The organism is Streptomyces sp. NPDC017676, assembly GCF_044329325.1.
Taxonomy (GTDB): domain Bacteria; phylum Actinomycetota; class Actinomycetes; order Streptomycetales; family Streptomycetaceae; genus Streptomyces.
This window is the reverse complement of record NZ_JBIRJA010000006.1, coordinates 22,787-49,716: the sequence shown is the minus strand read 5'-3', so window position 1 is coordinate 49,716 and position 26,930 is coordinate 22,787. Positions and strand designations below refer to the sequence as shown.

The following is a 26,930-nucleotide window of genomic DNA, read 5'->3' as shown; positions in this document are numbered from 1 at the left end:
GCCATGGACACGGATGTCACGGATGGCACTGAGGACAGGGGTGTCACGGACGGCACCCACGGCACGAATGGCACCCACGACACGGACGTCATCGTCGTCGGCGCCGGGCCGACCGGTCTGATGCTCGCCGGTGAACTGCGCCTGGGCGGGGTCCGGGTGACCGTCGTCGAACGGCTCGCCGCACCGACCGGGCAGTCCCGCGGCCTCGGTTTCACCGCCCGCGCCATGGAGGTCTTCGACCAGCGGGGCCTGCTGCCCCGCTTCGGCCGCGGCCCGGTTCCCCCGATCAGCCCGGTGGGCCACTTCGGCGGCGTCCGGTTCGACTACACGGTTCTGGAGGGAGCCCACTTCGGGGCCCGCGACATCCCGCAGTCCGAGACGGAGGCGGTGCTGGAGGGGTGGGCCACGGAACGGGGAGCGGACGTGCGACGGGGCCGGGAACTGACCGGTCTGACCGCGGACGACACCGGCGTGGAGGCCGTCCTGCGCACCCCGGCCGGCACCGAACGGCTGCGCGCCGCCTACCTGGTGGGCTGCGACGGCGGCCGCAGCACCGTCCGGGACCTGGCCGGCTTCGGCTTCCCGGGCACCCCGGCCACCCGCGTGATGTACCTCGCCGACGTGGCCGGCCGCGCCCTGCGTCCCCGGCCGCTCGGCGAACGGCTGCCCAACGGCATGGTGATGGCCGCGCCGCTGGGCGAGGGCGTGGACCGGATCATCGTCTGTCCGCACGCCTCCCCGCCGGACGCCCGCAGCGGGCCGGCCGGCTTCCCGGAGGTCGCCGCCGCCTGGCAGCACATCACCGGCGAGGACATCAGCGACGGCCACGCCACCTGGGTCAGCTCCTTCACCGACGCCACCCGGCAGGCCGACCGCTACCGGCGCGGCCGCGTCCTGCTCGCCGGGGACGCCGCCCACATCCACCTGCCCGCCGGCGGCCAGGGCCTGAGCACCGGGGTGCAGGACGCCGTCAACCTGGGCTGGAAGCTGGCCGCCGTGGCGCGTGGCACCGCACCGGAGTCCCTGCTCGACACCTACGACGACGAACGGCGCCCGGTCGGCGCCCGGCTGCTGATGAACACCCGCGCCCAGGGCCTGATCTTCCTCGGTGGGGCCGAGGCGGACCCGCTGCGCGAACTGTTCACCGAACTGCTGGAGTACGACGACGTCAAACGTCATCTGGCCGGTGTCGTCAGCGGACTCGACGTCCGTCACCCGGTCGGCCCCGGCCACCACCCGCTGCTCGGCCGCCGCGTCGGACACCGCGAACTCGTCGGAGGGGCGGGCGGCACCAGCACCACCGAACTGCTCCACCCGGCGCACGGCGTCCTGCTCGATCTGACCGACGAACCGGCGGTCCGGGCCGCCGCCGACGGCTTCTCCGGCCGGGTCAGGGTGGTCACCGCCGTGCCCAAACCCGTGGACGGCGCCGATCCGTTCGCCGGCACCACCGCGCTGCTGGTCCGGCCGGACGGCCACGTCGCCTGGGCGGCGCCGGGCACCGGCGACCCGGCGGCCGGCCTCGGCGACGCGCTGCGGACGTGGTTCGGCCCGCCCCGCCCTTCCGCCGATTCCTCCCCGACCTTCTCGACCTCCTCGACCAAGGACGCATGATGGCCTCACGCCTGTTCACCTCGGAGTCCGTGACCGAGGGGCATCCCGACAAGATCGCCGATCAGATCAGCGACACCGTCCTCGACGCGCTCCTGCGGGAGGACCCGTCCTCCCGGGTCGCCGTGGAGACGCTGATCACCACCGGCCAGGTGCACGTGGCCGGCGAGGTGACGACGAAGGCGTACGCGGACATCGCGACGCTGGTGCGCGAGAAGATCCTGGAGATCGGCTACGACTCCTCGACGAAGGGGTTCGACGGCGCCTCCTGCGGTGTCTCGGTGTCCATCGGCGCGCAGTCCCCGGACATCGCGCGGGGTGTCGACGCGGCGTACGAGGCCCGGGTCGAGCGTGCCTCCCGCGGGAACGACGACGAGCTGGACCGGCAGGGCGCGGGCGACCAGGGCCTGATGTTCGGCTACGCGACGGACGAGACCCCGGAGCTGATGCCGCTGCCCATCCGGCTCGCCCACCGGCTCGCCCATCGCCTCACCGCCGTACGCCGCGACGGTACCGTCCCCTACCTGCGGCCGGACGGCAAGACCCAGGTCACCGTCGAGTACGACGGCGACCGTGCCGTACGGCTGGACACGGTCGTGGTCTCCGCGCAGCACGCGAGCGACATCGACCTGGAGAGCCAACTCGCCCCCGACATACGGCGGTCCGTCGTCGAGACGGAGCTGGAGGCGCTCGCGGAGGACGGCATCAAGCTGGACACCGAGGGCTACCGGCTGCTGGTCAACCCGACCGGCCGCTTCGAGATCGGTGGTCCGATGGGTGACGCGGGCCTGACCGGCCGGAAGATCATCATCGACACCTACGGCGGCATGGCCCGGCACGGCGGCGGCGCCTTCTCCGGCAAGGACCCGTCCAAGGTGGACCGCTCGGCGGCGTACGCGATGCGCTGGGTGGCGAAGAACGTGGTGGCGGCGGGCCTGGCCTCGCGCTGCGAGGTCCAGGTCGCCTACGCCATCGGCAAGGCCGAGCCCGTCGGCCTGTTCGTGGAGACCTTCGGCACCGGGACCGTACCGGTGCCGCGCATCCAGTCCGCCCTCACCGAGGTCTTCGACCTGCGTCCGGCCGCCCTCATCCGCGACCTCGACCTGCTCCGCCCGATCTACGCCCGAACGGCGGCCTACGGCCACTTCGGCCGCGAGCTGCCCGAGTTCACCTGGGAGCGCACCGACCGGGTGGACGCCCTGCGCGCGGCGGCCGGACGGTGAGCGGGTCGCGGCGCGTCCTGGTCACCGGTTCCGTCGCCACCGACCACCTCATGGCGTACCAGGGACGCTTCGCCGAACAGATCGTCCCCGACCGGCTGGACCGCGTCTCGCTGTCCTTCCTCGCGGACACGCTGGAGGTCCGCCCCGGGGGAGTGGCCGCCAACATCGCGCTCGGACTCGCCCGGCTGGGGCTCTCGCCGGTGCTCGCCGCGGCCGCCGGGCGGGACTTCGGACCGTACGGGAACCGGCTGCGGGACGAGGGGGTGGAGACGGGGGCCGTACGCATCAGCGACACCCTGCACACCGCACGCTTCGTGTGCACCACGGACACCGAGCAGAACCAGATCGCCACGTTCTACGCCGGGGCGATGGCCGAGGCGCGGCACATCCGGATCGCCGACGTCACCGCCCGCCACGGTCCCTTCGGCATGGCCCTGATCGGACCGGACGACCCCCGCGCCATGGTGCTGCACACCGAGGCGTGCCGACGTCAGGGCATCCCGTTCGCCGCGGACCCCTCTCAGCAACTGGCCAGACTGGACCGGGCACAGACCCGGAACCTGGTCACCGGATCGCGGTTCCTGTTCACCAACGAGTACGAGGCGGCCCTGCTCCAGGAGCGCACGGGCTGGACGCACGAGCAGGTCCTGGACCGCACCGGCACCTGGATCGTGACGCGCGGCGCCGACGGCGTCGACCTCACCGGCGCCGGGCGCCCGCCGCTGCACGTCGCCGCGGTTCCCCCGCAGACCGCGGGGGAGCCCACCGGCGTGGGCGACGGCTTCCGGGCCGGATTCCTCGCCGCCACCGCGTGGGGACGGCCACCGCGCGCCGCGGCCCGGCTCGGCTGCGCGCTCGCCACGGTGGTGCTGGAGGCCGTCGGCCCCCAGCAGTACGTGCTCGACCACGAGGACCTCGACCGGCGCCTACGGCATGCCTACGGCCCGGCCGCGGCACGGGAGCTCACCCCCTGGCTCGCCCGCCTCGGCGGGGACACGGGTTCCCTGCGGGGCGGGGGCAGGCGTGTCGGCGGTGACACTGGTACCGACCCGGGCGGCGACCGGCGGACCGATGGAGATATGCGTTCCAGCCGGGGCGGGGGCCGGCGCACCAGCGAGGGCGCGGGCTCCGGTCGGCGTGCCGATGAAGCGACGCGTGTCGTTCGGGGTGTTGACGGGGGCGGGCGTTCCGTTGGGGACAGGGGCCGGCGCGCCGACGCGGGCCCGAGCTCTGGCAAGCGTGCCGATGAAGGGACGCGTGCGGTCCGGCGCGCGAGCGAGGGCACGCGTTCCCTCCGGAGCGACGAACAGCTCGCCGGAAGCGGCACGCGCCCCGTTCCGGGCGGGGGGACCGGGCCGGAACGGCCGGGCGGCGCGGGTCACGCGGCGTCGGCCGGCGGGCCCGGCCGTGGCCCCCTGCTCCCGGCCATGCCCGGTGGGCTGGTGCCCTGGGCCGGGAACATCGGAGCAGGCGGCGGCGACGGTGTCGGACGGCTCGGCGCGGCCGCACCGGGTGACGGCGGCGGCGCCGGACGGCTCGCCGCCGGAGGCGACCGGATCGGCACGACCGGCCCGCGCCCGGCCGGTGCATCCGCCCGGCCGAGGTCCGGGAGGCCGGCGGGCGGCGTACCGGCCCCGGGGGCGGCCGCCGCCGGGGGAGCGGCGTGAACCGGGCGACCGTCGCCGTCGGCCGGGCGGGCGCGAGGGCACCGGCGCCCGTCTCCAAGGGCGTGCGCCGCATCGAACTGGACGCGGCCGGCACCGTCCTGTCCGCCCTGCTGAGCGAACCCGCGCGCGGTGCGCCGCGGGCGACCGTCGTCGCGGTCCACGGTGGCGGGCTGCGCGCCGGGTACTTCGACGGGCAGGCCCATCCGGACGTGTCCCTGCTGACCCTCGGCGCCCGGCTCGGCTGCTCCGTGCTCGCCGTCGACCGCCCCGGTTACGGCCGGTCGGCGGCACAGCTGCCGGCCGGACTGCCGCTGTCCACGCAGTCCGTACTGCTGCGCGCGGCCCTCGACGACTTCACGGCCCGGCACCCGGCCGGCGCGGGCCTGTTCCTGCTCGGCCACTCCTTCGGCGGGAAACTCGTCCTGCGGGCCGCCGCCGACGGACTTGCGGTACTCGGCCTGGACGTCTCCGGATGCGGTCACCGCCCCGCCGTACCGCTCACCGCTCCGCGGGCGCGCCAGGGAGCCCCGGCATGGACCCGGTACTGGGGGCCGCTCGGCCTCTACCCACCGGGCACGTTCCGGGCGTGCGAGGCCCTGACGGCGCCGGTGCCCTCCCAGGAGGCTGCCGAACTCCCGCACTGGCCACGCCACTTCGACCGGATCGCGCCGCTGGTCAGGGCCCCGGTCCGGCTGACCTTCGCCGAGCACGAGCGCTGGTGGCGGCACGGCGCGGAGGACCTGGCCGACCTCGCGGCCAGGTTCACCGGGGCCCCACGCGTCCTGGTGGAACGGCAGTCGGCCGCGGGCCACAACATCAGCCTGGGCTGGGCGGCCCGCTCCTACCACCTGCGCGCCCTGGCCTTCCTGGAGGACTGCGTGACCCGTTCCGCACCGCGCTGACCCCGGTACCGCACACCGTCGTACCACCCCGCAGACACCCGACCCCGCCCCTCCGGAAGGGAACGCCATGTCCACCACCTCAGCCCCCGCCTCCACGTCGTTGTCCGAGGAACTGGAGGCGCTGCGCGGCCAGGTGCGGCTGCTCGCCGACCGCGCCGAGCTGACCGCCCTGGCCGACCGCTACCTCGCCCACCTCGACCGCGACCGGCACCGCGACGACTGGTTCGACTCGGTGTTCACCGAGGACGCCCACCTGGTCTTCCCGATGGGCGAGTACCGGGGGACCGCCGGACTCGCCGAGTTCCAGCAGCTTGCCCGCACGACCTTCGAGCGCACGCACCACCAGGGAACCAACTACGCCGTCGACGTGGACGGCGACCGCGCCCTGATCCGGGCCCACCTCACGGCCGTCCACGTCCGACGGGCCGCGGAACCCGGTGCGCACTTCGACATCGGCGGCCACTACGAGGCGGAGGCCGTACGCACCCCGGACGGCTGGCGGCTGCGCCGCTTCGTCTTCGACCTCGTCTGGCACGCGGGCAGTGGACCACTGACCGAGCGCGGCCACTGACCACTCTGCCCGGCCGGCCGTCACCGCTGCCCGTGCCCGGCCGGTCTGCCAAGACCTGACGCGAGTTCACCAAAACCTGACACAGGACCGCCTTGAACGGGCCACCCACAGCGAAGAGGCTTCAGGTGGGCCCATCGGTGCGTCCCGGTCCGCTCATCCGGTACTCAGGAGGAAGTTCGTCATGCCGTCAGACACCTCCCGGCTCCCCGCACCCGCCCGCATCCTGAACCTGCTCGCCGGCGGCTGGCTCGCCCAGGCCGTGAGCGCGGTCGCCGAGCTGGGCGTCGCCGACGCGCTGGCCGAGGGCCCGCGCTCCGTCCACGACCTGGCCGCCGCCACCGGCACACACGCGCCCACTCTCCACCGGCTGCTGCGGACCGCCGCCGACGCCGGTCTCCTGGAAGAACTCGACGACCGCGCCTTCGCCCTGACCGAGCTGGGGCAGGCGCTGCGCGAGGACAGCCCCGGCTCGCTGCGCAACTTCGCGATCTGGACCGGGCTGCCCGCCGAACGCCACGCCTGGACGGGGCTGGCCGACGCCGTGCGCACCGGCCGTACCGCCTTCCACGACGTGCACGGCACATCCGTCTGGGACTACCTCGGCGAGCACCCCGACGTCCTGACCGTGTTCGACAAGGCCATGACCGAGGCGTCCCGGGGGATCATCGCCCCCGTCGTGGCGGCCTACGACTTCGGCGCCTTCCGTACCGTGGTCGACGTCGGCGGCGGCCGCGGCGCGCTCCTGGCCGCCGTGCTCGACGCCAACCCGGGAGTGAGCGGAACCCTCTACGACCGGCCCGAGGTGGTGTCCCAGGCGGAGGACACCCTGCGGGCCGCCGGAGTGCGCGACCGGGTACGGCTGGTGGGCGGCGACTTCTTCGACACGGTGCCCACCGGCGGCGACGCCTATGTCCTGTCCAACATCATCCACGACTGGGACGACGAACTCTCCCGGCGCATCCTGCGCAACTGCCGTACCGCGCTCGGCGACGACGGCCGGGTGCTGCTCGTCGAGGCCGTGCTGCCGGAACGGCCCCGGCCGACCCCCACGGTCTCCCTGATGGACCTCGACATGCTCCTCGTGGCCGGGGGGAAACAGCGCACCGCGGAAGAGTTCGAGGTCCTGCTGGAGAAGTCCGGCCTGCGGCTGACACGGATCGTCCCCGGCGGTCATTGCAGCGTGGTGGAGGCCGGACCGGCGTAGAACAACCCGCACCGGCGGCCGGCGCACGCTCCCGGCCCGTCCCCGGTGGACGTCCTGACCCATCCAGCGAAAGAGGTACGCACCAGCCATGCCAGAACGGCTCGCACGCAAACCGTGGTTCGGATACGGACCGGGGTCGACCCTCGCCGAGGCAGACGAGATCCTGCGCGGGGTGGAACACGCCGACCGCGCCGGACTCGACTTCTTCACCGTGTCCGACCACCCCTACTACGGCAGCCGGCTGGAAGCGTACGCCACCCTGGGACTGCTCCTGGGCCGTACCCGCGCCATCACCGGTGTCGTCACCGTCACCAACCTGCCCACCCGGCCGGTGCCCCTGCTGGCGCGCACGCTCAGCACTCTCTCCGCGCTCGCGCAGGGCCGTGTCGTCCTCGGCATCGGGGCCGGCGGTTACTGGGACGACATCGTGAGGTTCGGTGTGCCCCGGCTGGAGCCGGCCGCCGCCGTGCGCGCGCTGGAGGAGGCCATCGGCCTGGTCAGGTCGCTGTCCGGCGGCGGTGGGCCCGTCACCTTCGAGGGCGAGTTCACCCGGGTGGAGGCGCTCGACCCGGCCCCGGTACCGGCTCCGCCGGTGTGGACCGGCTCGGTCGGGCCCAAGTCGCTGGCCGTCACCGGCCGCCGGGCCGACGGCTGGATACCCGGCAACGCGGCCGACTGGCGGAGCCCCCGCTACCTGGCCTCGCGGCGGATCGTCGAGGAGGCCGCCGTCGCCGCCGGCCGGGACCCGTCGGACATCGCCACCATCTTCAACCTGCCGGCCCGCATCACCGACCGGCCCGTCGACGCGCCCCGGGACGAGACCGGGCGGTGGACCGGCGGCTCCGTCCAGCAGTGGATCGACGAACTGACCGAGGCGGTGCTGGAACACGGCGCCTCCGGCTTCGTGTTCTTCGCGGCGGGCGATCCGTCCCGCGCGAAGGGGCTGGAGCGCTGGACGCAGGAGATCGTCCCCGCCGTACGCGAGGCCGTGGCCAAGGAACTGGGCTGACGCACCGGTACCGGACGCGCCCACCCGCCGGCACTCCCCGCCTCCCGGCCCGCGCCCTCCTCCAGAGGTGACCGCGCGAGCCCGCCACCTACGAGTCCCCGCACGTGAGCCCCCTCCGCGTGCCCCCGCGCGAGTCCACGCGGGTCCCCCCACATACGAGTCCCTGCACCCGCGCGCGCCGCGGCGCCGCTCGACCCGGGCGGCGCCGGCGGCGTGCACCGCACGTCAGTACGTCCCAGAAAGGGCCTTGGATGTCCAGAAGCCGAACCGGTCCGGACCACTTCGACCGGCTGTCCCTCCGCCCGGCACTCGCGCTGCTCGCGCTGGCGTTCACCGCCACCGCCTGTTCCGGAGACGGCTCCGGCAGCTCGGCCGGCGCCGCGGCCGGCGCGCCGCGCGACGGCGGCACACTGGTGGCCGGTGCGGAGGCCGACCCCGCCTGCCTCGACCCGCAGCAGACCGGGCAACTGGCCGCCGTGGACATCACCCGCTCCATGGTCGACACCCTCACCGACCAGGACCCCAAGACCGGCAAGATCGTGCCGTGGCTCGCCAAGTCCTGGAAACAGAGCGCCGACGGCCGCGACTTCACCTTCGTCCTGCGCGACGGCGTCACCTTCAGCGACGGCAAGCCCGTCGACGCGAAGGCCGTGAAACTGACCTTCGACAACCTGATCAAGCAGCCCGCCAACGGCGCCCCCGCCTACATACGCGGCTACCGGGGCACCACCGTCAAGGACGCGCACACCTTCACCGTCCGGTTCGACGCACCCAACGCACAGTTCCTCCAGGCCACCTCGGGCGTCGGTCTGGGCATCCTGTCACCGGCCGGCTTCGCGAAGTCCAACGCGCAGCGCTGCCGCGGCCAGTTCCACGGCTCCGGACCGTACGTACTGGACCACTACACGGCCAACCAGGAAGTCGTCCTCGAACGGCGCAAGGACTACGCCTGGCCGTCCTCGCTGGACGACAACCGGGGCGCGGGCCACCTCGACCAGGTGAAGTTCACCTTCGTCTCCGAGGCGGGCGCCCGTACCAGCGCCCTCAGCTCCGGCCAGGTCCAGGTCGCCAAGAGCGTGCAGCCCACCGACCAGGCGCAGTTCAAGGGCAACGGCTTCCACCTGCTGTCCAAGCCCGCACCCGGACTGGTGCCCCCGCTCTCCCTGAACCACGTCGGTGCCCTCGCCGACGAGAAGGTGCGCAAGGCGCTGCTGATGGGCATCGACCGCGAGCAGCTCGTCGACACCGTCTTCAACTCCTCGTACAAGCCGGCCACCAGTGTCCTCGCCTCCACCACCCCCTACTACACCGACGACAGCGACAAGCTGCGCTACGACCCGGACGGCGCCGCTCGGTTGCTGGACGAGGCGGGATGGAAGAAGGGCGAGGACGGCATCCGGGCCACGAACGGCAAGCAGCTCACACTGACCTGGCTCATCCCCGCGCCGATGCCGCCGGTGGACGAGTACGTCCAGCAGCAGCTGCGCAAGCTGGGCGTGGACGTCAAGCTCAAGGCCGTCCAGCCCGCCGCCTACGTCGAGCAGCAGCAGAAGGGGCAGTTCGACATCACCGCGGTCGCCGTTACCCGCGCCGACCCGGACGTGCTGCGCAACATCTTCTACTCCAAGGGCTCCAACCTCTGGCACCTGCCGGCGAGCGAGCTCGACACCTACCTGGAGCAGGAGGCGTCCGCGACCGACGACAAGGCCCGCCGCGAGGCGGTCTCCAAGGCCACCGACTGGATCCTCGACCACGCGGACACCGTCCCGCTGTACGAGGGCTCCCTGGTGCACGGCGTGTCCGACCAGGTGCACGGCCTGACGCTGGACGCGTCGACCCGGCTGAACCTCCACGACGCGTGGCTCGGGTGATGCCGGTGCGAGCCTTCCGCAAGGCCGGGCCCACGCCGGGCGGTGCGCCATGACCCCCGCGCGGTACCTCGCGGGACGTGCGCTGCGCGCGGTGTTCGTCGTGTGGGCGGCGTTCACCCTCGCCTTCGCCGCCCTGCGACTGCTGCCCGGCGACCCCGTCGCGCTCATGCTGAGCGGGCGCGGCGGGTTCGACACCCTCAGCCCGGAGGACATCGCCCGGGCCAAGGCCGAGCTGGGCCTGGACCGGCCGCTGCCGGTGCAGTACGGCCACGCGCTCGTGGACGCCCTCCACGGTGACCTCGGCGCGTCGCTCCAGACGGGGCAGCCCGTCACCCGCATGATCGCCGACGCGTTGCCGTCGACGCTGGCACTGGGCGGCACCGCCCTGGCGCTCGCGCTCACCGCCGGGTCCGCGCTGGCGGTCTCCGCCCACCTCGCGGGCTCCCCGGCGGTACGGCAACTGCTGCGCTCCATCCCCTCGTTCGCCGTCTCGCTGCCGTCGTTCGCGGTCGGACTGCTGCTGATCCAGTTGCTGTCGGTCCGGTGGCACCTCTTCCCGTCCCTGGGCGGCACCGGGGCGGCCGGACTGGTCCTGCCCGCGTGCACCCTGGCCATCCCGGGCGCGGCGCTGGTGGCCCAGGTGCTCGGCAAGAGCCTGCACACCGTCCTGCGGGAACCGTACGCCGACACGATCCGCGCCACCGGCGCGGGCCGCGCCCGGCTGCTCCTCGCGCACGGGCTGCGCAACGCGGCCATCCCGGCGGTGACGGTGGTCGGCCTCCTGGTCGGCTATCTCATCGGCGGCGCGGTCGTGGTGGAGACCGTCTTCTCCCGAGCCGGCATGGGCCGGATCACCCAGGCCGCCGTCTCCACCCAGGACCTGCCCGTCGTCCAGGGGGTCGTCGTCCTGGCGTCGTTCGTCTTCGCCGTGGTGAACCTCGGCGTCGACCTGCTGTACCCGGTACTGGACCCGCGGATCCGGGCGACCGGCCGGCTGGTGACGTCATGAGCGGGCACGGCACGGCCCCCGGCGCCGTGACCGACGGGACCTTGGCCGATGACGCCGGGCCGGTGCCGCCCGGGTTCGCGGCCCTGGCCGGCCGCCGTCTCCGTGCCGCGCGCGACGCGACGGTACGGCACGTGCCGCGCTCGCCCGGCGCCGTCCTGTCCGTCCTGGTGCTTCTGCTGGTGCTGGGGTGGGCGGTCGCGCCCGAGTGGTTCACCCACCAGAGCCCCACGACCGGGACACCGGCCGAGCGGTTCCGGCCGCCGAGCGGCGCGCACCCCTTCGGCACCGACCAGCTCGGCCGGGACGTGTACGCCCGGGTGGTGCACGGGGCGTCCCTGTCGCTGCGGGCGACGGTCGTCGCCATCGCCGTGGCCCTCGTCGTCGGCATCCTGCTGGGCCTGGCCGCCGGGACCTTCGGCAGGTGGGCGGACGCGGTGATCATGCGGCTGGTCGAGGTGATGCTCTCGGTACCGCCGGTCCTGCTCTCACTGACCATCGTCGCCGCCATCGGTTTCGGCACCGTCCAGGTGGCCGTCGCCGTCGGTGTCACGAGCGTCGCCGCGTTCGCCCGGGTGATGCGGGCCGAGGTGCTGCGGGTGCGCACGGCCGGCTACGTCGAGGCCACGATCCTGCTGGGCTCCCGCTGGTGGCGCGTCCTGTTCCGCTACGTCCTGCCCGCCGCCGTCGGTCCCGTACTGGCCCTCGCCGCGCTGGACTTCGGGCTGGTCGTGCTGGCCATCGCCAGTCTCAGCTTCCTCGGCTACGGGGAACCGCCGCCCGCCCCGGAGTGGGGCGCCCTGGTCGCCGACGGCCGCAACTACCTCGCCACGGCGTGGTGGCTGACGACCCTGCCCAGCCTGATCGTGACCGCCGTGGTCCTCGCCGCGAACCGGCTGTCGAGGATCCTGGAGACCCGAGGAGAACGACCATGACCTCCGCACCGGCCGGGACGACCCGTCCCGAGGCCGTGTCGCAGGACACCCCGGTGCTGCGGATCACGGACCTGCGGGTCGGCTACCGTACGGCCGCCGGGACCCGTACCGCCGTCGACGGACTCGACCTGACGGCCGCGCCGGGCCGGATCACGGCCGTCGTCGGCGAGTCCGGCTCCGGGAAGAGCACCACCGCGCACGCCGTGATCGGCCTGCTGCCCCCGGGAGGCCGGGTGGAGCACGGTTCCGTCCGTCTGGAGGGCGAGGAACTGACCGGACTGAGCGAGCGGGCGTGGCGGGACGTACGGGGCCGGCGCATCGGCTTCGTGCCCCAGGACCCCGGTGTGTCGCTGGACCCGGTGAAGCCGGTCGGCCGGCAGGTCGCCGAGGTGCTGCGCGTCCACCACCTGGCCACCGGGCGGGGCGCTGCGGAACGGGCCGTCGACCTCCTCGCCGGGGCGGGACTGCCCGACCCCGCCCGGCGGTCCCGCCAGTACCCGCACGAACTGTCCGGCGGCATGCGCCAGCGCGTGCTCATCGCGATGGCGACCGCGGCCCGGCCCCGCCTGCTCGTCGCGGACGAACCCACCTCGGCCCTGGACGTGACGGTGCAGCGGCAGATCCTCGACCACCTGGAATCGCTCGCCGCCGACACCGGTACCGCCGTGCTGCTGATCACCCACGACCTGGGTGTGGTGGCCGACCGGGCACAGTACGTCGTGGTGATGTCCCGGGCGCGGGTCGTGGAGGCCGGACCGACCCGCGAGGTGCTCGCCGACCCACGGCACCCGTACACGCGCCGCCTGCTCGCCGACGTCCCCCGTCCCGCCCCCCGCACCCCCCGCGCCCGCCCGGCCGCCCCGACGGCGCCACCGGCCCCGGCGCCACCGGCCACGGCGACTCCCGCGCCCCGCCAGACTCCCGCCCCCGGAACGGCTCCCGCGCCCCGAACGGCCCCCGCCCCCGGAACGGCCCCCGTCCCCGGAACGGCCCCCGCGCCCCGACCGATTCCCGCACCCCGCCCGGCCCCCACACCCCGCCCGGCGCCGGCGACCGGCCCGCCCGGCGACGCACCGGACCCCGGCGTACTGCTGCGGGTGCGTGGTCTCACCCTCTCCTTCCCGTTGCGCGGCCCCGGCCCCCGACGCCGGCACCTCGCCGTCGACGGGATCGGCTTCGACATCCCGCGCGGCCGCACCCTCGGCCTGGTCGGCGAGTCCGGCTCCGGGAAGTCCACCACCGCCCGCCTGGTGCTCGGCCTGGAACGGCCCGAGGCAGGCACCGTCGAACTGGACGGCGTCGACGTCACCGCGGTACGCGGCGCGGCCCGGCGCCGCCTGCACCGCCGTGTCCAGCTCGTGCACCAGAACCCGTACGCCTCCCTCAACCCCCGTTTCACCGTCGAGGAACTGCTCACCGAGCCCCTGCGCAACCACCGCGTCGGCGACCGCGCGCAGCGCGCCGCGACCGTGCGCCGGCTGCTGGACGACGTCGCGCTGCCGGCGGACGCGCTGCGGCGCAGGGCCGCCGAGCTCTCCGGCGGACAGCGCCAGCGGGTGGCCGTCGCCCGCGCCCTCGCCCTCGGCCCGGAACTGCTGGTCTGCGACGAACCGGTCTCCGCGCTCGACGTCACCGTGCAGGCCAGGATCCTGGAACTCCTGCTCGGACTCCAGGAGCGCCACGGGATGGCCTATCTGTTCATCTCGCACGACCTGGCCGTCGTCGGACAGGTCAGCGACCGCATCGCGGTCCTGCGCGAGGGACACGTCGTGGAGGAAGGCGCCACCGACCGCGTCCTGCGCGCGCCCCGGCACCCCTACACCCGCGAACTGCTGGCCGCCGTACCCGGACGGGACACGCCGTACCCCTCGATCACCGCGGACACCCCGGACGCCCCGGGGGAAGCCGCCGCCCGCACCACGCACCACCACGACCGTCCCACGGAGGACACCTCATGGAGCTAGGCCTCATCACGTTCGGCAGCCTGCTGCCCGACCCGGTCACCGGGACCATCCTCACCCAGCGGGAACGGCTGCGGGACGTCGTCCGGGCGGCGGCCGAGGCGGAACGGCTCGGCTTCTCCTGGTACACCCTCGGGGAGCACCACTTCGGGGAGCGGGACGTCATCCCCTCTCCGGCACTGGTCCTGGCCGCGATCGCCGAACACACCTCCACCATCCGGCTGGCCACCGGCACCACCCTGGTCGCCAACCGGGACCCGGTACTCGTCGCGGAGGACTACGCACTGCTGGACCTGCTGTCCGACGGGCGCCTCGACATGGTCATCGGCGGTTCCTTCTTCCCCGAGCCGTACGCCGTCTTCGACCAGGCACCCGAGTCCAAGGCGGCCCGCAAACGCGAGAACACCGAACTGCTGCTGCGGCTGTGGACCGAGGAACGGGTCACCTGGCGGGGGCGGTTCCGCCCGCCCCTGGACAACGTGCTGGTACAGCCGCGCCCCCTGCAGCCCCGGCCGCCGTTCTGGATCAGCGGGGGAGTGGGCTCGGAGTCGGTCGGGCTGGCCGTCGACCACGGGCTGCCCCTGGTGGTCGGCACGACGGCGCGCCGACCCGACGTCTTCGTCCCGGTGTTCGACTCCTACCGTGCGCTCTGGAAGGAGCGGCGGACGGAGCCCACGGGCCGGCTGGGCGCCGCCAGCCATGTGTTCGTCGCCGAGACCTCGCAGGAGGCACGCGCCCGCTGGGCCCCCTACATCGAGACCTATCTGACGGTGAAGAAGCCCGGCACCGTCGGGCCCCCGGCCCCGCCGGACTTCGACACCTACATCGGCCCCGACGGCCCCGCGATCTGCGGCAGCCCCGCCGAAGTGGTCGACCGGCTCGGGCAGTTGCAGGAGCTGTGGGGCCACGACCTGCATCTGCTCGCCATCGACGTCGGCGGTCTCCCGTACGCCGACGTCCAGGCGGCCACGGAACTGGTCGCCTCCGAGGTACTGCCGCAGGTGCGCACCCTGGGGCGGGACGACAGGGTGACGGCCGGTGCTTGACGACGACGTCCGCGAACTCGCCCTCGCCCGGACCCTCGGGGTCTTCACCACGCTGATGCCGGACGGCGGACCGCAGACGAGCCTCGTGTGGCCGCACGCCGACCAGGAGCACATACTCGTCGGCACCAACACCTCGCGGCAGAAGTACCGGAACGTGATCGCCGACCCACGCGTCAACATCCTGCTGCTCGACTCGGACAACAGCCGCCGGTACATCGAGATCCGGGCCCGGGTGGTGGACATCGAGCCGGGTGAGGCCGCGCTGCGACTGGCCCGCACCACCTTCGGCAAGTGGACGGGCAGCGAGCAGGTGCGGCAGGCCGAGGGCGAACGGGTGCTGCTCCGGCTGGAACCCGACCGCATCCACCGCAAGGAGTGACCGCCGGCCGCTCCGGACGCGGACGACGGCCCCCCGCCGCTGCCCTGATCCGAGAGGAGAACCCCACATGACCGTTTCCCCCGCACCGCCACCCGAACCGCCGGCTCCCGTCGTCGACGCCGGATGGGTGCGTGAGCACCGCGAGCGGATCGTCCTGGCCGACGTCCGCTGGTACCTGGACGGCCGCAGCGGACGCGAGGCCCACCTCACCGGACATCTGCCCGGTGCCGTGTGGGTCGACATGGACACCGTGCTGTCCGCACCGCCCAGCGAGTCCGGCGGACGCCATCCGCTGCCCGACGAGCGGGAGTTCGCCCGGGCGCTGGGCACACTGGGCATCGGTGACGACACGACGGTGGTCGCCTACGACGACAGCGGTGGCGCCTGCGCGGCCCGGCTGGTCTGGCTGCTGCGCCGCACCGGCGGCCGGGCCGCCCTGCTGGACGGCGGTCTCCAGGCCTGGGACGGCCCCCTGGAGACCGGGCCGGTCGTCCCCGTGCCGGTGGCCCGTACCCCGGTGAGCTGGCCCAAGGAGCTCCTGCGGACGGCCGACGAGGTCGAGGCGTCGCTCGCGGCGGGCACCGCCGTCGTCCTGGACGCCCGTGCCCCCGACCGGTACTCGGGCGCCACCGTGCTGCCCAGCGATGTGCGCTCCGGGCACGTCCCAGGAGCCCGCAGCGCCCCCTGGGCCGCCAACCTCACCGACGAGGGCCGCTTCGCCCCGGCGGCCCGGCTGGCCGCGCACTACGCGGCCCTCGGAGTCACCCCCGGCACCGACGTCGTCGTGTACTGCGGCAGCGGGGTCACCGCCTGCCACGACCTGTTGGCGCTGGAACTGGCGGGCGTGCCCACCGCGGCCCTCTACCCCGGCTCGTGGTCCGCCTGGTCGGCGGACCCCTCGCGCGCCGTGGCGACGGGTGAGGAGCCGGGGTAGCGGAGCCGGGCAGGGGCGGTGGCACACGGCCGGCGGGTCACCAGCCGGTCCCGAGCCGGGCCATCGGCTCGATCAACTCCCGTTCCTCGTAGGCCAGATGGGACAGCAGCGCGTCGGTGAGGAGGTCCACCGCCGCGCGCAGCCCCGCCGGGCGGGCCGCGGCACCCGCCCCGCCCTCGATCCGGGCGACCAGCTCACGATCGATGCGCTCGATCACCCCGTGGATGGCGTGGTGCTCCTCGGTCAGCCGGTCCAGCACCGGCGCGAGCCGCGGGTCCCCTCGCCGCAGGTGCGGGAAGAGATCCTGGTCCTCCCGGGTGTGGTGCACGGTGGTGATCCGGCAGTACGACGCGCAGTACGCGCCCAGCGTCCAGGAGTTCTGCCGCAGACTCAGTTCCTGGAGCCCGGACCGGGCGTCACCGGGGTCCAGGGTCTCGGCCAGCACCTCGTCGACGATCGCGCGCAGCCGCGCCAGGTCCGCGCGCAGCTGGTCGTGGGCGGCGACCAGGTTCTCGGCCGGGGCCTGCCGCGCACGCGAGTAGCGACGATTCGGATCCGGGGCGGGGCCGGTGGGCCGGTTCTCCTCGTCCCACAGCCGCTCGTCGCTCAGCCACTCGGCGGGCGCGGGGGTGGGCTCGACGACGAGGGAGCGTCCGGCCGCGCCACCGTCCGCCGCGGCCGGACGCTGCGGGGGGAGCGGCGTCGCGGCCGGCCGGGAGGCACCGGACGCGACGGACCGCGCGGCGGCCCCGGCGGGCCGCTCGCGTGCCGCGGCGACCAGTGCGCGGGTGGCCGGGGCGACCTCCTCGCCGAAGATCCGCAGCAGGTCCGGGTGGTGCGCGGGCAGCAGATAGGCACTGGTGCCCACGTCGACGGTGAGCGCGGCCAGTTGCTCCGGCCAGTCGCGCGGGCCGCCCCGGGGGAAGCCGCCCTCCGCTCCGGGCGAGAGGTTGTACAGCCGTCGTACGGCCGACGGCTCTCGCCCCGCGGCCGCGGCCCCCTCGTCGACGAGCCGCTGGCCCGCCGCGAGGCGGCCCGGCGGCACATGCGGCACGCTGGGCAGCCATCCGTCCGCCACCTCGCCGGTCAGTCGCAGCATCCGGGGGCCCACCGCGCCGATCCACACGGAGATGCCATGGGCGGGCGCGGGCCCGGCGGCGGCCCCGTCCAGTGCGTAGTGCTTTCCTTCGCTGCGCACCCGTCCACGGCCGGACCACAGGGCGCGCAGGACCGCGACCGCCTCGCGGGTGGCGTCCAGGGCCTCGCCCGGGGTGCGCCGGGGACCGCCCTCGGCGGCGATGTCGTCCCAGTACGCCCCGGCGCCCAGCCCGAGTTCGACCCGGCCGCCGCTGAGCAGGTCCAGGCTCGCCGCGGCGCGGGCCAGGGCGGCGGGCGGCCGCAGGGGGAGGTTGGCGACATTGGGGAAGACCCGGATCCGGGAGGTGACGGCGGCCATGCTCGCCAGCACCGTCCACGCGTCCAGGAACTCCGGCCGGTAGGGGTGGTCCGGCACGCTCACCAGGTCCAGTCCGGCCCGTTCCGCCGACCTTGCCGACGCCACCGCGTCGTGCGGCTGTCCGGAGGAGGGCACCAGTACGGCACCGAAGAGCAGGTCGTGCCCGTAGTCGGTCATGTGCGTGTCCCGTTCTCAGCTCGCGGCGGGGCCGCTGGTCTCGGGCCGGGGTCCCGCCGCGGCCGCCTTCGCCGGGGTGCGCCACAGTCCGCCGGGTCCGGAGAGCGCGGCCAGCGTGGCCACGCCCAGGGCGATCGCGGACATCACGAAGGCGGTGGTGTAGCCGGACTCCGCCGGCAGACCGCTGCCGGCGAGGGTGTGGGAGGCCACCAGCGAGGCGGACACCTGCGCGCCCAGCGATCCTCCGATGGTGCGCATGATCGTGTTGATGCCGGTCGCCTCACCGGTCTGCCGGGGGTCGACGGCGGCGACGACGAGGTTGGCGAGCGCCGCGAAGGCGAAGCCGACACCGATGCCCAGGATGCCCGAACCGACGTACAGCGCCCACTCGGTGTCATGGGCCCCGGCGTACACGGCGAAGCCGACCACGCCGATCAGGCAGGCGAGGACGAGGGGCAGCTTGAAGCCGACGGCGGCACCGATCCGGCCCGCGAGCGGACTGGCGACCAGCATGGTGGCCGCCATGGGCACCATGAACAGTCCGGCCCCGGTGACCGAGGCGCCGAACCCGTAGCCGGCCTGCGGAGGGGTCTGGGCCAGCAGCGGCACCAGGGTGAACGCGCCGTACATCCCGAAACCGATGATGAGCGCGGTGACATGGGAGGCCGCGACCGCCGGACGGCGCAGCAGCTCGATGTCGATGAGCGGTGCGGACAGCCGCCGCTCCACCAGGACGAACACCGCGAGGAGCACCACCGCCGCCACGAACAGAGCGATCACACCGGCGGACGCCCAGCCCCAGGACTTGCCCTCGCTGATGGCGAGCAGCAGGGCGACGACGCCCGCGCTGAGCAGGACGGCACCGGTCCAGTCGATCCGGCCGGGGGAGCGGACGGGCGACTCCTCGACAAAGGCGACGACGGCGAGGACGCCCAGGACGATCACGACGAGGCCGAGCCAGAAGATCCAGTGCCAGTCCAGGGCGTCGACGATCGGGCCGGGAATGACGAGCCCGACGCCGAAGCCGATCCCGAAGGTCGAGCTGATGAGCCCGATGGCGACGGGAACGCGTTCGTGCGGGAACTGGTCGCGGACGATGCCGAACGCGAGCGGGAACGCGGCCGAGCCGACCCCCTGGACGGCGCGGGCGGCGATGAGCAGTCCGATGGAGTCCGACAGGGCCGCCAGCAGCGTCCCGGCGGCGAACACGGTGAGGCTCGCGACGAGGACGCGCCGCTTGCCGAACATGTCGCCGACCCGGCCGAGCAGTGCGGTGGCCACCGAGGCCGTGAGGAGGAAGGCGCTGAGCACCCAGGAGACCACGGTGGTGCTCACGTCGAACTCCCGTCGCAGGTCCGGGAGTGCGGGCACGACCATCGTCTGCATCAGGGAGAAGGAGAGCACCGCGATCAGCAGGGCGGTGAACGGGGCCGCGACGCCCCGCCGCCCCTCCGTGACCGGCGGGTGGGCCGGGGTGGTCGTCGGATCGGTCATGAGGAGGTCCTCCGCTCTGATCGGGAGGTGCGGGGGCGCGGGCGGCACCACACGCCGAGCACCGACACCGGCGAAATCATGTCGTGTCGTAATGATTACATCGCGACATTCTTACGTCCAGTGGCTTTCCGTGGTTATGCTGCGCTCCATGAACGACGCCTCGGACTGCGGACCGCAGACCCCCCGGCCGGACACGGAGATCCGCCCGCCGAGCCTGCTCGCGCTGCCCTCGTACCTGGTCAGCCATGTCGCCCGGCTCGGCCACGACGTACTGATCGCCGCGGTCGCGGACCACGGCCTGAGGCTCCCCCACTTCGCCGCGCTCACGGCGCTCGCCGACTTCGGCCCGCTCCCGCAGCACGTGCTCGCCGACCGGCTCGCCCTCAACCGCAGCCACCTGGTCGGCTACCTCGACACCCTGGAGCAGCGGGGACTGGTCCGGCGCACCCGCGACCCCGCCGACCGCCGGCGTCAGGTCGTCGAGCTCACCCCCGAGGGCGAGGACCTGCAACGCCGGCTGCTGGCCGTGGCCGAGCGCTCCCAGGATGCCTTCCTGCACGACCTGTCACCGGCCGAGCGCGCCACCCTGATCGCCCTGCTGCGCAAGGTCCTGGTCGCCGAGGACCACAGCGCGCGGACAGGAGGCTGAACCCGGCCCCCGGGCCGCCACCCGCCCCTGCGGGAAGCGGACCGCCGCCCGCCCCCGCCGGAACCGGGTCGATCGCGACACGTTCCCGCAGCACGGCCTTCACGCACGCCCGCCAGAATCGGGGGCGATTCCCCGTCCTGAACGAGAGGTCGTTGACCGATGGGCAATGGAACGCACTCCCTCGCCGGCAAAGTGGCCGTGGTCACCGGCGGGGCGGGAGGGATCGGTCTGGCCACCGTGGAGGCGCTGGCCACCGCCGGTGCGGACGTCGTACTCGCCGATGTCGCCGACGCGCCGACCCGGGCCGCCGCCGCGAAGCTGGCCGCCAAGGGCCTGTCGGTGGTCGGGCACACCGTCGACATCGCCTCGGAGGACAGCGTCGAGCGCCTGGTGGACTTCGCCGTGGACACCTTCGGGGGCATCGACGTACTCGACAACAACGCGGCGCTGACCTCGGCGATCCGGCAGGACCGGGACGTGGTGTCGATGTCCGTGGAGCTGTGGGACCAGGTCCTCGCGGTCAACCTGCGCGGCCCCATGCTGCTGTGCAAGCACACCGTGCCGGTGATGATCGAGCGCGGCGGCGGCTCGATCATCAACATCACCAGCGGTCAGGGCCTGTCCGGCGACCGTGTGATGGTCGCCTACGGCAGCTCCAAGGGGGGACTGGTCGCGCTGACCCGCTTCGTGGCCGCCGCATACGGCACGGACGGCATACGCTGCAACGCCGTCGCGCCCGGACTGGTCCGCACCCCGGCCCTGGAGGCGGACATGCCCGTGCCGGTGCAGCAGATGTTCCAGAGCGCGAACCTCATCCCACGGCTGGGCACCCCGGACGACGTGGCCCACCTGGTCACCTTCCTCGCCTCCCCGGCCGCCTCCTTCATCACCGGGCAGGTGTTGTCCGTGGACGGCGGCTTCCTCTCCCACCTGCCCACGCTCTCGCCGCTGCCGCAGCGCTGAGAACGCGGCGGGCCGGGGCGAGCGGCCCGGCGAGGGGCCGCTCGACGAGAGGCGTCAGCGGACGGGCCCGGTCACCCCACCCACGGTCCGATGCCGGCCTCGATGGCCGGTCCGTCCGCCGCCCCGGCCCAGGCGTAGTAGCCGTCGGGCCGCACCAGGACCGCCTCCGGGGCGGCGGTGTCGCCGCCGTCCGCGCGGTGGGCGAGGACCAGCCGCCCCCGCCGGGTGGCGGCATCGAGCGCGGTGGGGGCACCGGACTTCCCGGCAGGCGGCAGCACCAGGACGAACCGCCCCTCGCGCAGCACCTCGTAGAGCCGCCCACGCTCCAGCTCCAGGTCCGGCGCCCGTCTGCCCACCAGCGGGTGCGCCCCGCGCGCGGCGGGGTAGGAGTGGCCGATTCCGGTGATCTCACCCACCGCCTGCCGCGTCACCGGCCGCACATGGGTGACCACCAGCTTCCGTACCGTGCGCAGCGCGATCTCCAGCGGATTGTGCGCCATGGCCAGACGCAGGTTGAGACCGCTGCTGCGCAGCACCGCCCGGCCGATCGGATGGCGCTCGCTGTGGTACGTGTCCAGCAGCGCGTCGGAGGCCCAGCCGTGGAGCACCGCCGCCAGCTTCCAGCCGAGGTTGACGGCGTCCTGGAGGCCGGTGTTCATCCCCTGCCCGCCGGCCGGCGAGTGCTGGTGGGCGGAGTCACCGGCCAGCAGCACGCGGCCCACACGGTACCGGGGGACCTGGCGCTCGTCGCTGTGGAAGCGGGAGAGCCAGCGCGGGTCGTGCATGCCGAAGTCGGAGCCGAAGGCCCGCTCGATGAGCGAGCGCAGTTCCTCGAAGGCGACCGGGGAGTCGTCGGGTTGGCCCCGGTGGGCCCGGTCCCAGCCGCCGACCCGCCAGTACCCGTCGCCGAACGGGGCGATGAAGCCGAAGGCGTCGCCCGTGCCGTGCACCTGCACCACCAGGCTGGGCCGCTCGGTGAACTTCACATCGGCGAGCGCCACCGACCTGATCACCACCTTTCCGGGGAAGGGCAGTCCCAGGGCCTCGCGCACCGCACTGCGCGTTCCGTCAGCGCCGACCAGATAGCGGGCCCGCAGGGTCGTGTCGCCCTCCGCGTCGCGCACCGAAACGGTGACACCCTCGGCGTCCTGGGTGAGGCCGAGCACCTCGGTCCCGTAGCGGATGACCGCACCGTTCTCCAGGGCCCGCCGCAGCAGCAGTTTCTCCACCTCGTACTGCGGAGTGACCAGCAGGAAGGGGAAGCGGGAGGGCAGCGCGCCGATGTCGAACGGAATCGCCCCGAACAGTCGCAGCTCGCGGATGACCTGACCGGTCGCGACCAGTTCGTCGGCGAGGCCGCGGGCGTCGAGGAGTTCGAGGGTGCGGGCGTGGACGCCGAAGGCACGGGTCAGGTTGCTGATGCCTTCCGGGCGCTTCTCGACCACCACCACGTCCACGCCCGCCGCCGCGAGGTCTCCGGCGAGCAGTAGTCCGGTGGGGCCGGCCCCGGCCACGACGACCGAGTGAGGGCCGGGGAGCGTACCGCGGCCGTCGACGGCAGGGGACTGAGAGGTGTGCGACATCCGCAACTCGCTTCCGTAGGTGGGGAATCGGGCTCCGACCGGGTCAGGTGCGGGAAGCCGGGAAGCCGGGAAGCCGGGGCCGGCCGTGTCCATCCTGCACCGCGGGTGTGAAGCGGGTGCTGCGGCAGCATGTCGGACGGGTCGCCCGCGCCGCTCCCGCGTTCCCCCCGGCGGATCGCTGCGGATCTCCACGACCGGCGGGCCATAAACCCACGGGTATGTCAGGAATTCCTGCACAACGACACGTTGATGACTCCGTAATGCACCTTCATGAACCCGCAACGATGTATTTACGACAGGAGTCTTTGAATGGACTACAAGCGACCGATAAATTTTCGAGCGCAGGTTCGACGTCCATGCTGACCGGATGAGCCGGGGGAGGCCATGGGTCCATACTCATCAGCGGTGAAGTCGGAGAACCATCGATCGATCGAGCGCGTCGCACGCGGACCGCAGACGGTGCTGGAGGACATGCCGGGTCCGGCACGGACGGTGCCCGCTCCTGCGGCCGGCTGGCAGATCCTGTTGGTGGAGAGCGACTCCACCGACGCCGAGTCCCTGGCAGGGGGGCTGCGCAGGCACGGCCACGAGGTCACCCATGTGAGCCTCGGCGTTGCCGCCCTCGAAGCCCACGAGGACGCGGATCTGATCCTCCTCGACCTGGAGCTTCCGGACCTCGACGGACTGGAGGTGTGCAAGAGCATCCGTTCCGTCAGCTGTGTGCCGCTGCTCGTCGTCACCAGTCGCGGTTCCGAACTCGACTGTGTGCTCGGGCTCCAGGCCGGCGCGGACGACTATCTCGTGAAACCGTACGGATTCCGCGAACTGATGGCACGTATCGAGGCCGTCATGCGCCGCACCCGGTCCTCGCGCACCGTCGACCGGGAAATCACGCACGGCCCGCTGCACATCGACGTGAATGCGCGGCAGGTCAGCCTGGGTGGCCGTGGTGTCGGGCTGACCCGAAAGGAATTCGACCTCCTCTGCATTCTCGCCTCGCACCCCGACACCGTGATTCCCAGGAAACGACTGCTGCAACAGGTGTGGGGCGATTCCTGGTCCAGGCGTACCGTCGACACCCACGTCAGCAGCCTCCGCACCAAACTGGGTGACAGCGACTGGATCATCACGGTCCGGGGCGTGGGCTTCAAACTGGGCACCGGCTGCGCCGCATGACGTGGCGGGGCCCACCGGACGGCCCCGCCACCGCCGAAGGGCACCCGCAGGCGAGGAGGACGGCTCGGACCCGCGTGGGGGGCGAGCTGTGGCGCACCGCTCCAGCGGGTTCCGCGGCGCGCCGGCCGGGTGGACGCCGCACGACCTCCCCGTCACCGCGCCGACCGGGCTGGTCGCGACGCCGGGTTGCCGCGTGTGCCGTCAGGTCGCCTTCGGTGGGTGCCGGGTGGTGCCGTGGTCCGGGGCGTGGTCGCCGAGGAGGAGTCGGAGAGCCGTTCGCGCGACGTGTTCGAGCTCGGCGTGCGGGGCTCCGGAGGCCGCTTGGACGGCGATGCCGTCGGTGATCGTGTGCAGCAGCCGGGCCAGGGTCGGCGGATCGGACCCGGCGGGCAGGTCGTCCAACTGCTCCAGGCGTCGGCGCAGTGCGGTTTCGGCCGCCTTGCGCACGGCGTTGGCGTCCTCCCGGGCGCGCTCGGCACCCGGGCCGCAGGCGTGGACGCCTTTGACGGTGAGGCATCCTCGGGAAGTCCCGCCGCCCGCGGTGAGTTCGACGCTGCCGAGGACCAGGCGTTCGGCGAGTTCCCGGAACGTGGGAGCGGCCAGCGCGGCCTCCGCGAACGCGGCCGGTCCATGCAGGTAACGGCCGAGGACCTTGCCGAACAGATCCTCCTTGTTGCCGAAGGCGGCGTACATGCTGGGCTTGTTGATGCCCATGGCACGGGTCAGATCCGCCAGCGACGCGCCTTCGTAGCCTTGGCGCCAGAACACGTCCAACGCGGCGTCGAGCGCCGCGTCGGCATCGAAGGCGCGCGGTCGGCCACCGGCCACGGTTCCTCCCTCCAGTTTCTTACCTGTCGGTACATTACCTCTTGCGCCAGTCGCCTCGCTGCTCCTAAGTTTCATACCGCTCGGTACACAAACTTCGGAGGGCGCGTGATCGGAGTCGGGATCGTCGGGGCCGGCGGCTGGGCGTCCGTGGGCCACCTGCCCGCGCTGGCGCATCTGCCGGAGTTCACGGTGACAGGCGTGGCGACCACCAGCCGCGTGAGCGCGCAACGCGTGGCCGACGCGCACGGCGTCCCGCACGCGTTCGTCGGAGCCGCGGAGCTGGCGGCGCACCCGGAGGTCGATGTCGTCGTGGTCTCGGTGAAGGTGCCCGACCATGCCGAGGCCATCCGCGCGGCCTTGGCGGCGGGCAAGCACGTCGTTTCCGAATGGCCGCTGGGGGTCGACGCCGAGGAGGCCCGGTCGCTGGCCGACGCCGCGCGTGCCGTCGGTGTGCGGCACGCGGTGGTGCTGCAGGGCATGCACTCCCCGGACGCCCGCTTCGTCGCCGACCTGCTGGCGGAAGGCCGGCTCGGTCGTCTGGAATCGGCCGTCCTGGTCGCGGACGGTGACTCGTTCGGGGGGAGCGTCATCCCGGCGGACCTGGCCTGGACGCTCGATCCCGCGGCCGGGGTGTCCATCGTCAGCATCATGGCCGGGCACTTCCTGGCGACGCTGGAGCGCGTGACGGGCCCGCTGGTGTCGGTCTCCGCACGGCTTCCCCGCCTTCACGAACAGGTGGCCGTCGCAGGCACCGGGGAGTCGTTGCGCAATGGAACTCCGGGCCACGTCCTGCTCCACGCCGCACTGGCGGGCGGGGCGACCGTCTCCGTGACCATCCACGGCGGCAACCGGCCCCAAGAGGTCGGCTTCTTCCTGAAACTAGCCTGCGAGCGGGGGACGTTGGTCGCCACGCCCCGCCACACCGGCATGTACATGCACTGGACCGACTGGAACATCACCGTGAACGGCGAGCCCGTCGACGTACCGACGGCGTACCGCACCGTTCCCCAAGGGGTGCCGTCGGGGCCGGCGGTCAGGATCGCGGCGGTCTACCGCGACTTCGCCCGAGCCCTCACCGAAGACCGGCCGGCCCGCCCCGACTTCGACCAAGCCGCCGGTCACCACCGCCTCTTGGCCACCATCGAACACTCCGCCGTGCACGGGGCGAAGGAGTTGGCCGTCGAGAGACAGGGGTGACGCACCGCGCCTACGGTTCGGGCGGACGCGGAGCACACCCCTCGCAGCACGCCCGTGCGGCCTGCGCAGCGTGAGCCTCCGGGCTCTCGCGCGGATCGGGCTGTACCTGCGGCGATGTCCACGTCCACGGACCCCGGTCATGCCGATCCGGACGACCCCGGGCGCCGCGACGACCATCCTGTGACCCCAGCGCCACCCCACAGCCCGACGAGCACCGGACCGACGCCGTAGGGGCCGTCCGCCACGCCGCCCGGCAGCGCATGGGGGGAGAAAAGTCTCCCTGTCACCGGTGCCACCGGTGGTGCAAGACTTCCCGTGCGACCCGCTCTGGGGCTGTCGGAGCGTGAGGCCGCGCAGGTCCAGCGGTGACGACGATCCCGTCTGCTCGCTCGTGCCGCAGTGCACGGCGATCCGTCCGCGATGCGAAGGCGTATGCATGTCCACTGAACTCCCCGAGTCCGCCCTTCCACCCCCCACCGGAGCCGACGAGACCTCCCTGGCACCCACCCGGCGCACCTTCATCGCCACCACCGGCGCCGTCGGTGGTGCCGTCGTCGCCGGCGGCGTGATCGGCGGATCGCTCCTCGCCGACCCGCAGGAGGCGGCAGCCGCCGAGGCGCCGCCCACCGGCCGGGTGTCCCTGACGGTCAACGGCGTCCGGCGGACGGTGACGGTCGACAACCGCACCTCACTGCTGGACCTCCTGCGCGAACACTTCGCTCTCACCGGCTCCAAGAAGGGCTGCAACGCCGGGGCCTGCGGGGCGTGCACGGTGCTGGTCGACGGACACCGGGTGAACTCCTGTCTCACACTGGCGGTGCGGCTGGAGGGTGCCGAGGTCACCACGATCGAGGGCCTGGCCGACGGCGACCGACTGCACCCCCTCCAGCAGGCGTTCATCAACCAGGACGCCTTCCAGTGCGGCTACTGCACCCCGGGGCAGATCCTGTCCGGGGTCGGGTGCATCAAGGAAGGTCACACCGGCTCGCCGGAGGAGATCCGGGAGTGGATGAGCGGCAACATCTGCCGCTGCGGCTGCTACGTCAAGATCGTGCGCGCGGTCGAGCAGACCGCGGGACGGGAGTGAG

At 73.4% G+C, this 26,930-nt stretch carries 22 protein-coding genes and 1 pseudogene; 19 read left to right on the top strand and 4 right to left on the bottom strand.

All coding sequences use genetic code 11. The features are described from left to right. Window positions 1-3: 3 nt before the first annotated feature. The 14 genes and pseudogenes from ACH4LD_RS14695 (at window position 4) to ACH4LD_RS14630 (ending at window position 16,319) form a co-directional block, all read left to right on the top strand. Entirely contained in the window at window positions 4-1,614 is a 1,611-nt protein-coding gene (locus ACH4LD_RS14695; protein WP_398055079.1) for an FAD-dependent monooxygenase, read from the top strand. After that, on the top strand, window positions 1,614-2,834 hold the full coding sequence (gene metK, locus ACH4LD_RS14690; protein WP_398055343.1) for a methionine adenosyltransferase: 1,221 nt from the start codon (window positions 1,614-1,616) through the stop codon (window positions 2,832-2,834). Before ACH4LD_RS14695 ends, metK begins: the two co-directional genes overlap by 1 nt. Continuing rightward, window positions 2,831-3,820 (top strand): annotated as a pseudogene (locus ACH4LD_RS14685) (carbohydrate kinase family protein); the annotation flags it as partial. The gene metK and the pseudogene ACH4LD_RS14685, both read left to right, overlap by 4 nt. Before the next feature lie 743 nt (window positions 3,821-4,563). Beyond that, window positions 4,564-5,403: an alpha/beta hydrolase gene (locus ACH4LD_RS14680; RefSeq protein ID WP_398055342.1), complete on the top strand. Its 840-nt coding sequence runs from the start codon at window positions 4,564-4,566 to the stop codon at window positions 5,401-5,403. 67 nt (window positions 5,404-5,470) lie between these two features. Then, window positions 5,471-5,974 (top strand): nuclear transport factor 2 family protein, encoded by a 504-nt coding sequence (locus tag ACH4LD_RS14675; RefSeq protein WP_398055078.1) that lies wholly within the window; start codon window positions 5,471-5,473, stop codon window positions 5,972-5,974. Between the two features lie 181 nt (window positions 5,975-6,155). Next, window positions 6,156-7,178 carry a methyltransferase gene (locus tag ACH4LD_RS14670; protein WP_398055077.1) on the top strand — a complete coding sequence of 341 codons (1,023 nt, stop codon included), beginning with the start codon at window positions 6,156-6,158 and terminating at the stop codon, window positions 7,176-7,178. An 88-nt stretch (window positions 7,179-7,266) separates the two neighbouring features. Continuing rightward, entirely contained in the window at window positions 7,267-8,187 is a 921-nt protein-coding gene (locus ACH4LD_RS14665) for an LLM class flavin-dependent oxidoreductase (protein ID WP_398055076.1), read from the top strand. A 251-nt stretch (window positions 8,188-8,438) separates the two neighbouring features. After that, window positions 8,439-10,058: an ABC transporter substrate-binding protein gene (locus ACH4LD_RS14660; RefSeq protein ID WP_398055075.1), complete on the top strand. Its 1,620-nt coding sequence runs from the start codon at window positions 8,439-8,441 to the stop codon at window positions 10,056-10,058. 49 nt (window positions 10,059-10,107) lie between these two features. Continuing rightward, window positions 10,108-11,067 (top strand): ABC transporter permease, encoded by a 960-nt coding sequence (locus ACH4LD_RS14655; RefSeq protein ID WP_398055074.1) that lies wholly within the window; start codon window positions 10,108-10,110, stop codon window positions 11,065-11,067. Next, the gene (locus tag ACH4LD_RS14650; protein WP_398055073.1) at window positions 11,064-11,999 is read left to right on the top strand and encodes an ABC transporter permease; all 936 of its coding nucleotides are present in this window, start codon (window positions 11,064-11,066) and stop codon (window positions 11,997-11,999) included. Before ACH4LD_RS14655 ends, ACH4LD_RS14650 begins: the two co-directional genes overlap by 4 nt. Then, window positions 11,996-13,963 (top strand): dipeptide ABC transporter ATP-binding protein, encoded by a 1,968-nt coding sequence (locus tag ACH4LD_RS14645; protein ID WP_398055072.1) that lies wholly within the window; start codon window positions 11,996-11,998, stop codon window positions 13,961-13,963. The genes ACH4LD_RS14650 and ACH4LD_RS14645 overlap by 4 nt, the downstream gene beginning before the upstream one ends. Further along, window positions 13,954-15,006 (top strand): LLM class flavin-dependent oxidoreductase, encoded by a 1,053-nt coding sequence (locus ACH4LD_RS14640; RefSeq protein WP_398055071.1) that lies wholly within the window; start codon window positions 13,954-13,956, stop codon window positions 15,004-15,006. Before ACH4LD_RS14645 ends, ACH4LD_RS14640 begins: the two co-directional genes overlap by 10 nt. Further along, window positions 14,999-15,385 (top strand): TIGR03618 family F420-dependent PPOX class oxidoreductase, encoded by a 387-nt coding sequence (locus tag ACH4LD_RS14635; RefSeq protein ID WP_132784307.1) that lies wholly within the window; start codon window positions 14,999-15,001, stop codon window positions 15,383-15,385. The genes ACH4LD_RS14640 and ACH4LD_RS14635 overlap by 8 nt, the downstream gene beginning before the upstream one ends. A gap of 67 nt (window positions 15,386-15,452) precedes the next feature. Continuing rightward, on the top strand, window positions 15,453-16,319 hold the full coding sequence (locus ACH4LD_RS14630; RefSeq protein WP_398055070.1) for a sulfurtransferase: 867 nt from the start codon (window positions 15,453-15,455) through the stop codon (window positions 16,317-16,319). A gap of 37 nt (window positions 16,320-16,356) precedes the next feature. Here the strand turns inward: ACH4LD_RS14630 and ACH4LD_RS14625 are convergent, their stop codons facing one another. Beyond that, a complete protein-coding gene (locus ACH4LD_RS14625) occupies window positions 16,357-17,952 on the bottom strand; it encodes an LLM class flavin-dependent oxidoreductase (RefSeq protein ID WP_398055069.1) in 1,596 nt (531 codons plus the stop codon). A gap of 15 nt (window positions 17,953-17,967) precedes the next feature. After that, a complete protein-coding gene (locus ACH4LD_RS14620; RefSeq protein ID WP_398055068.1) occupies window positions 17,968-19,446 on the bottom strand; it encodes an MFS transporter in 1,479 nt (492 codons plus the stop codon). A gap of 148 nt (window positions 19,447-19,594) precedes the next feature. Here ACH4LD_RS14620 and ACH4LD_RS14615 point away from each other — a divergent pair, with 148 nt between their 5' ends. Both ACH4LD_RS14615 and ACH4LD_RS14610 read left to right on the top strand, forming a co-directional pair. Beyond that, on the top strand, window positions 19,595-20,095 hold the full coding sequence (locus ACH4LD_RS14615) for a MarR family transcriptional regulator (protein WP_165951565.1): 501 nt from the start codon (window positions 19,595-19,597) through the stop codon (window positions 20,093-20,095). 159 nt (window positions 20,096-20,254) lie between these two features. Then, a complete protein-coding gene (locus ACH4LD_RS14610; RefSeq protein WP_132784303.1) occupies window positions 20,255-21,058 on the top strand; it encodes an SDR family NAD(P)-dependent oxidoreductase in 804 nt (267 codons plus the stop codon). A 71-nt stretch (window positions 21,059-21,129) separates the two neighbouring features. On the opposite strand, the gene ACH4LD_RS14605 is transcribed toward ACH4LD_RS14610, so the two are convergent. Then, on the bottom strand, window positions 21,130-22,641 hold the full coding sequence (locus ACH4LD_RS14605) for an FAD-dependent oxidoreductase (RefSeq protein WP_398055067.1): 1,512 nt from the start codon (window positions 22,639-22,641) through the stop codon (window positions 21,130-21,132). 405 nt (window positions 22,642-23,046) lie between these two features. Between ACH4LD_RS14605 and ACH4LD_RS14600 the strand changes: the two genes are divergently transcribed. After that, on the top strand, window positions 23,047-23,817 hold the full coding sequence (locus tag ACH4LD_RS14600) for a response regulator transcription factor (protein WP_398055066.1): 771 nt from the start codon (window positions 23,047-23,049) through the stop codon (window positions 23,815-23,817). A 201-nt stretch (window positions 23,818-24,018) separates the two neighbouring features. On the opposite strand, the gene ACH4LD_RS14595 is transcribed toward ACH4LD_RS14600, so the two are convergent. After that, the gene (locus ACH4LD_RS14595) at window positions 24,019-24,645 is read right to left on the bottom strand and encodes a TetR/AcrR family transcriptional regulator (protein ID WP_398055065.1); all 627 of its coding nucleotides are present in this window, start codon (window positions 24,643-24,645) and stop codon (window positions 24,019-24,021) included. 105 nt (window positions 24,646-24,750) lie between these two features. Between ACH4LD_RS14595 and ACH4LD_RS14590 the strand changes: the two genes are divergently transcribed. Both ACH4LD_RS14590 and ACH4LD_RS14585 read left to right on the top strand, forming a co-directional pair. Beyond that, on the top strand, window positions 24,751-25,842 hold the full coding sequence (locus ACH4LD_RS14590) for a Gfo/Idh/MocA family protein (protein ID WP_398055064.1): 1,092 nt from the start codon (window positions 24,751-24,753) through the stop codon (window positions 25,840-25,842). A gap of 436 nt (window positions 25,843-26,278) precedes the next feature. Then, window positions 26,279-26,929: a (2Fe-2S)-binding protein gene (locus ACH4LD_RS14585; protein WP_398055063.1), complete on the top strand. Its 651-nt coding sequence runs from the start codon at window positions 26,279-26,281 to the stop codon at window positions 26,927-26,929. The last annotated feature ends 1 nt before the right edge of the window (window position 26,930 follow it).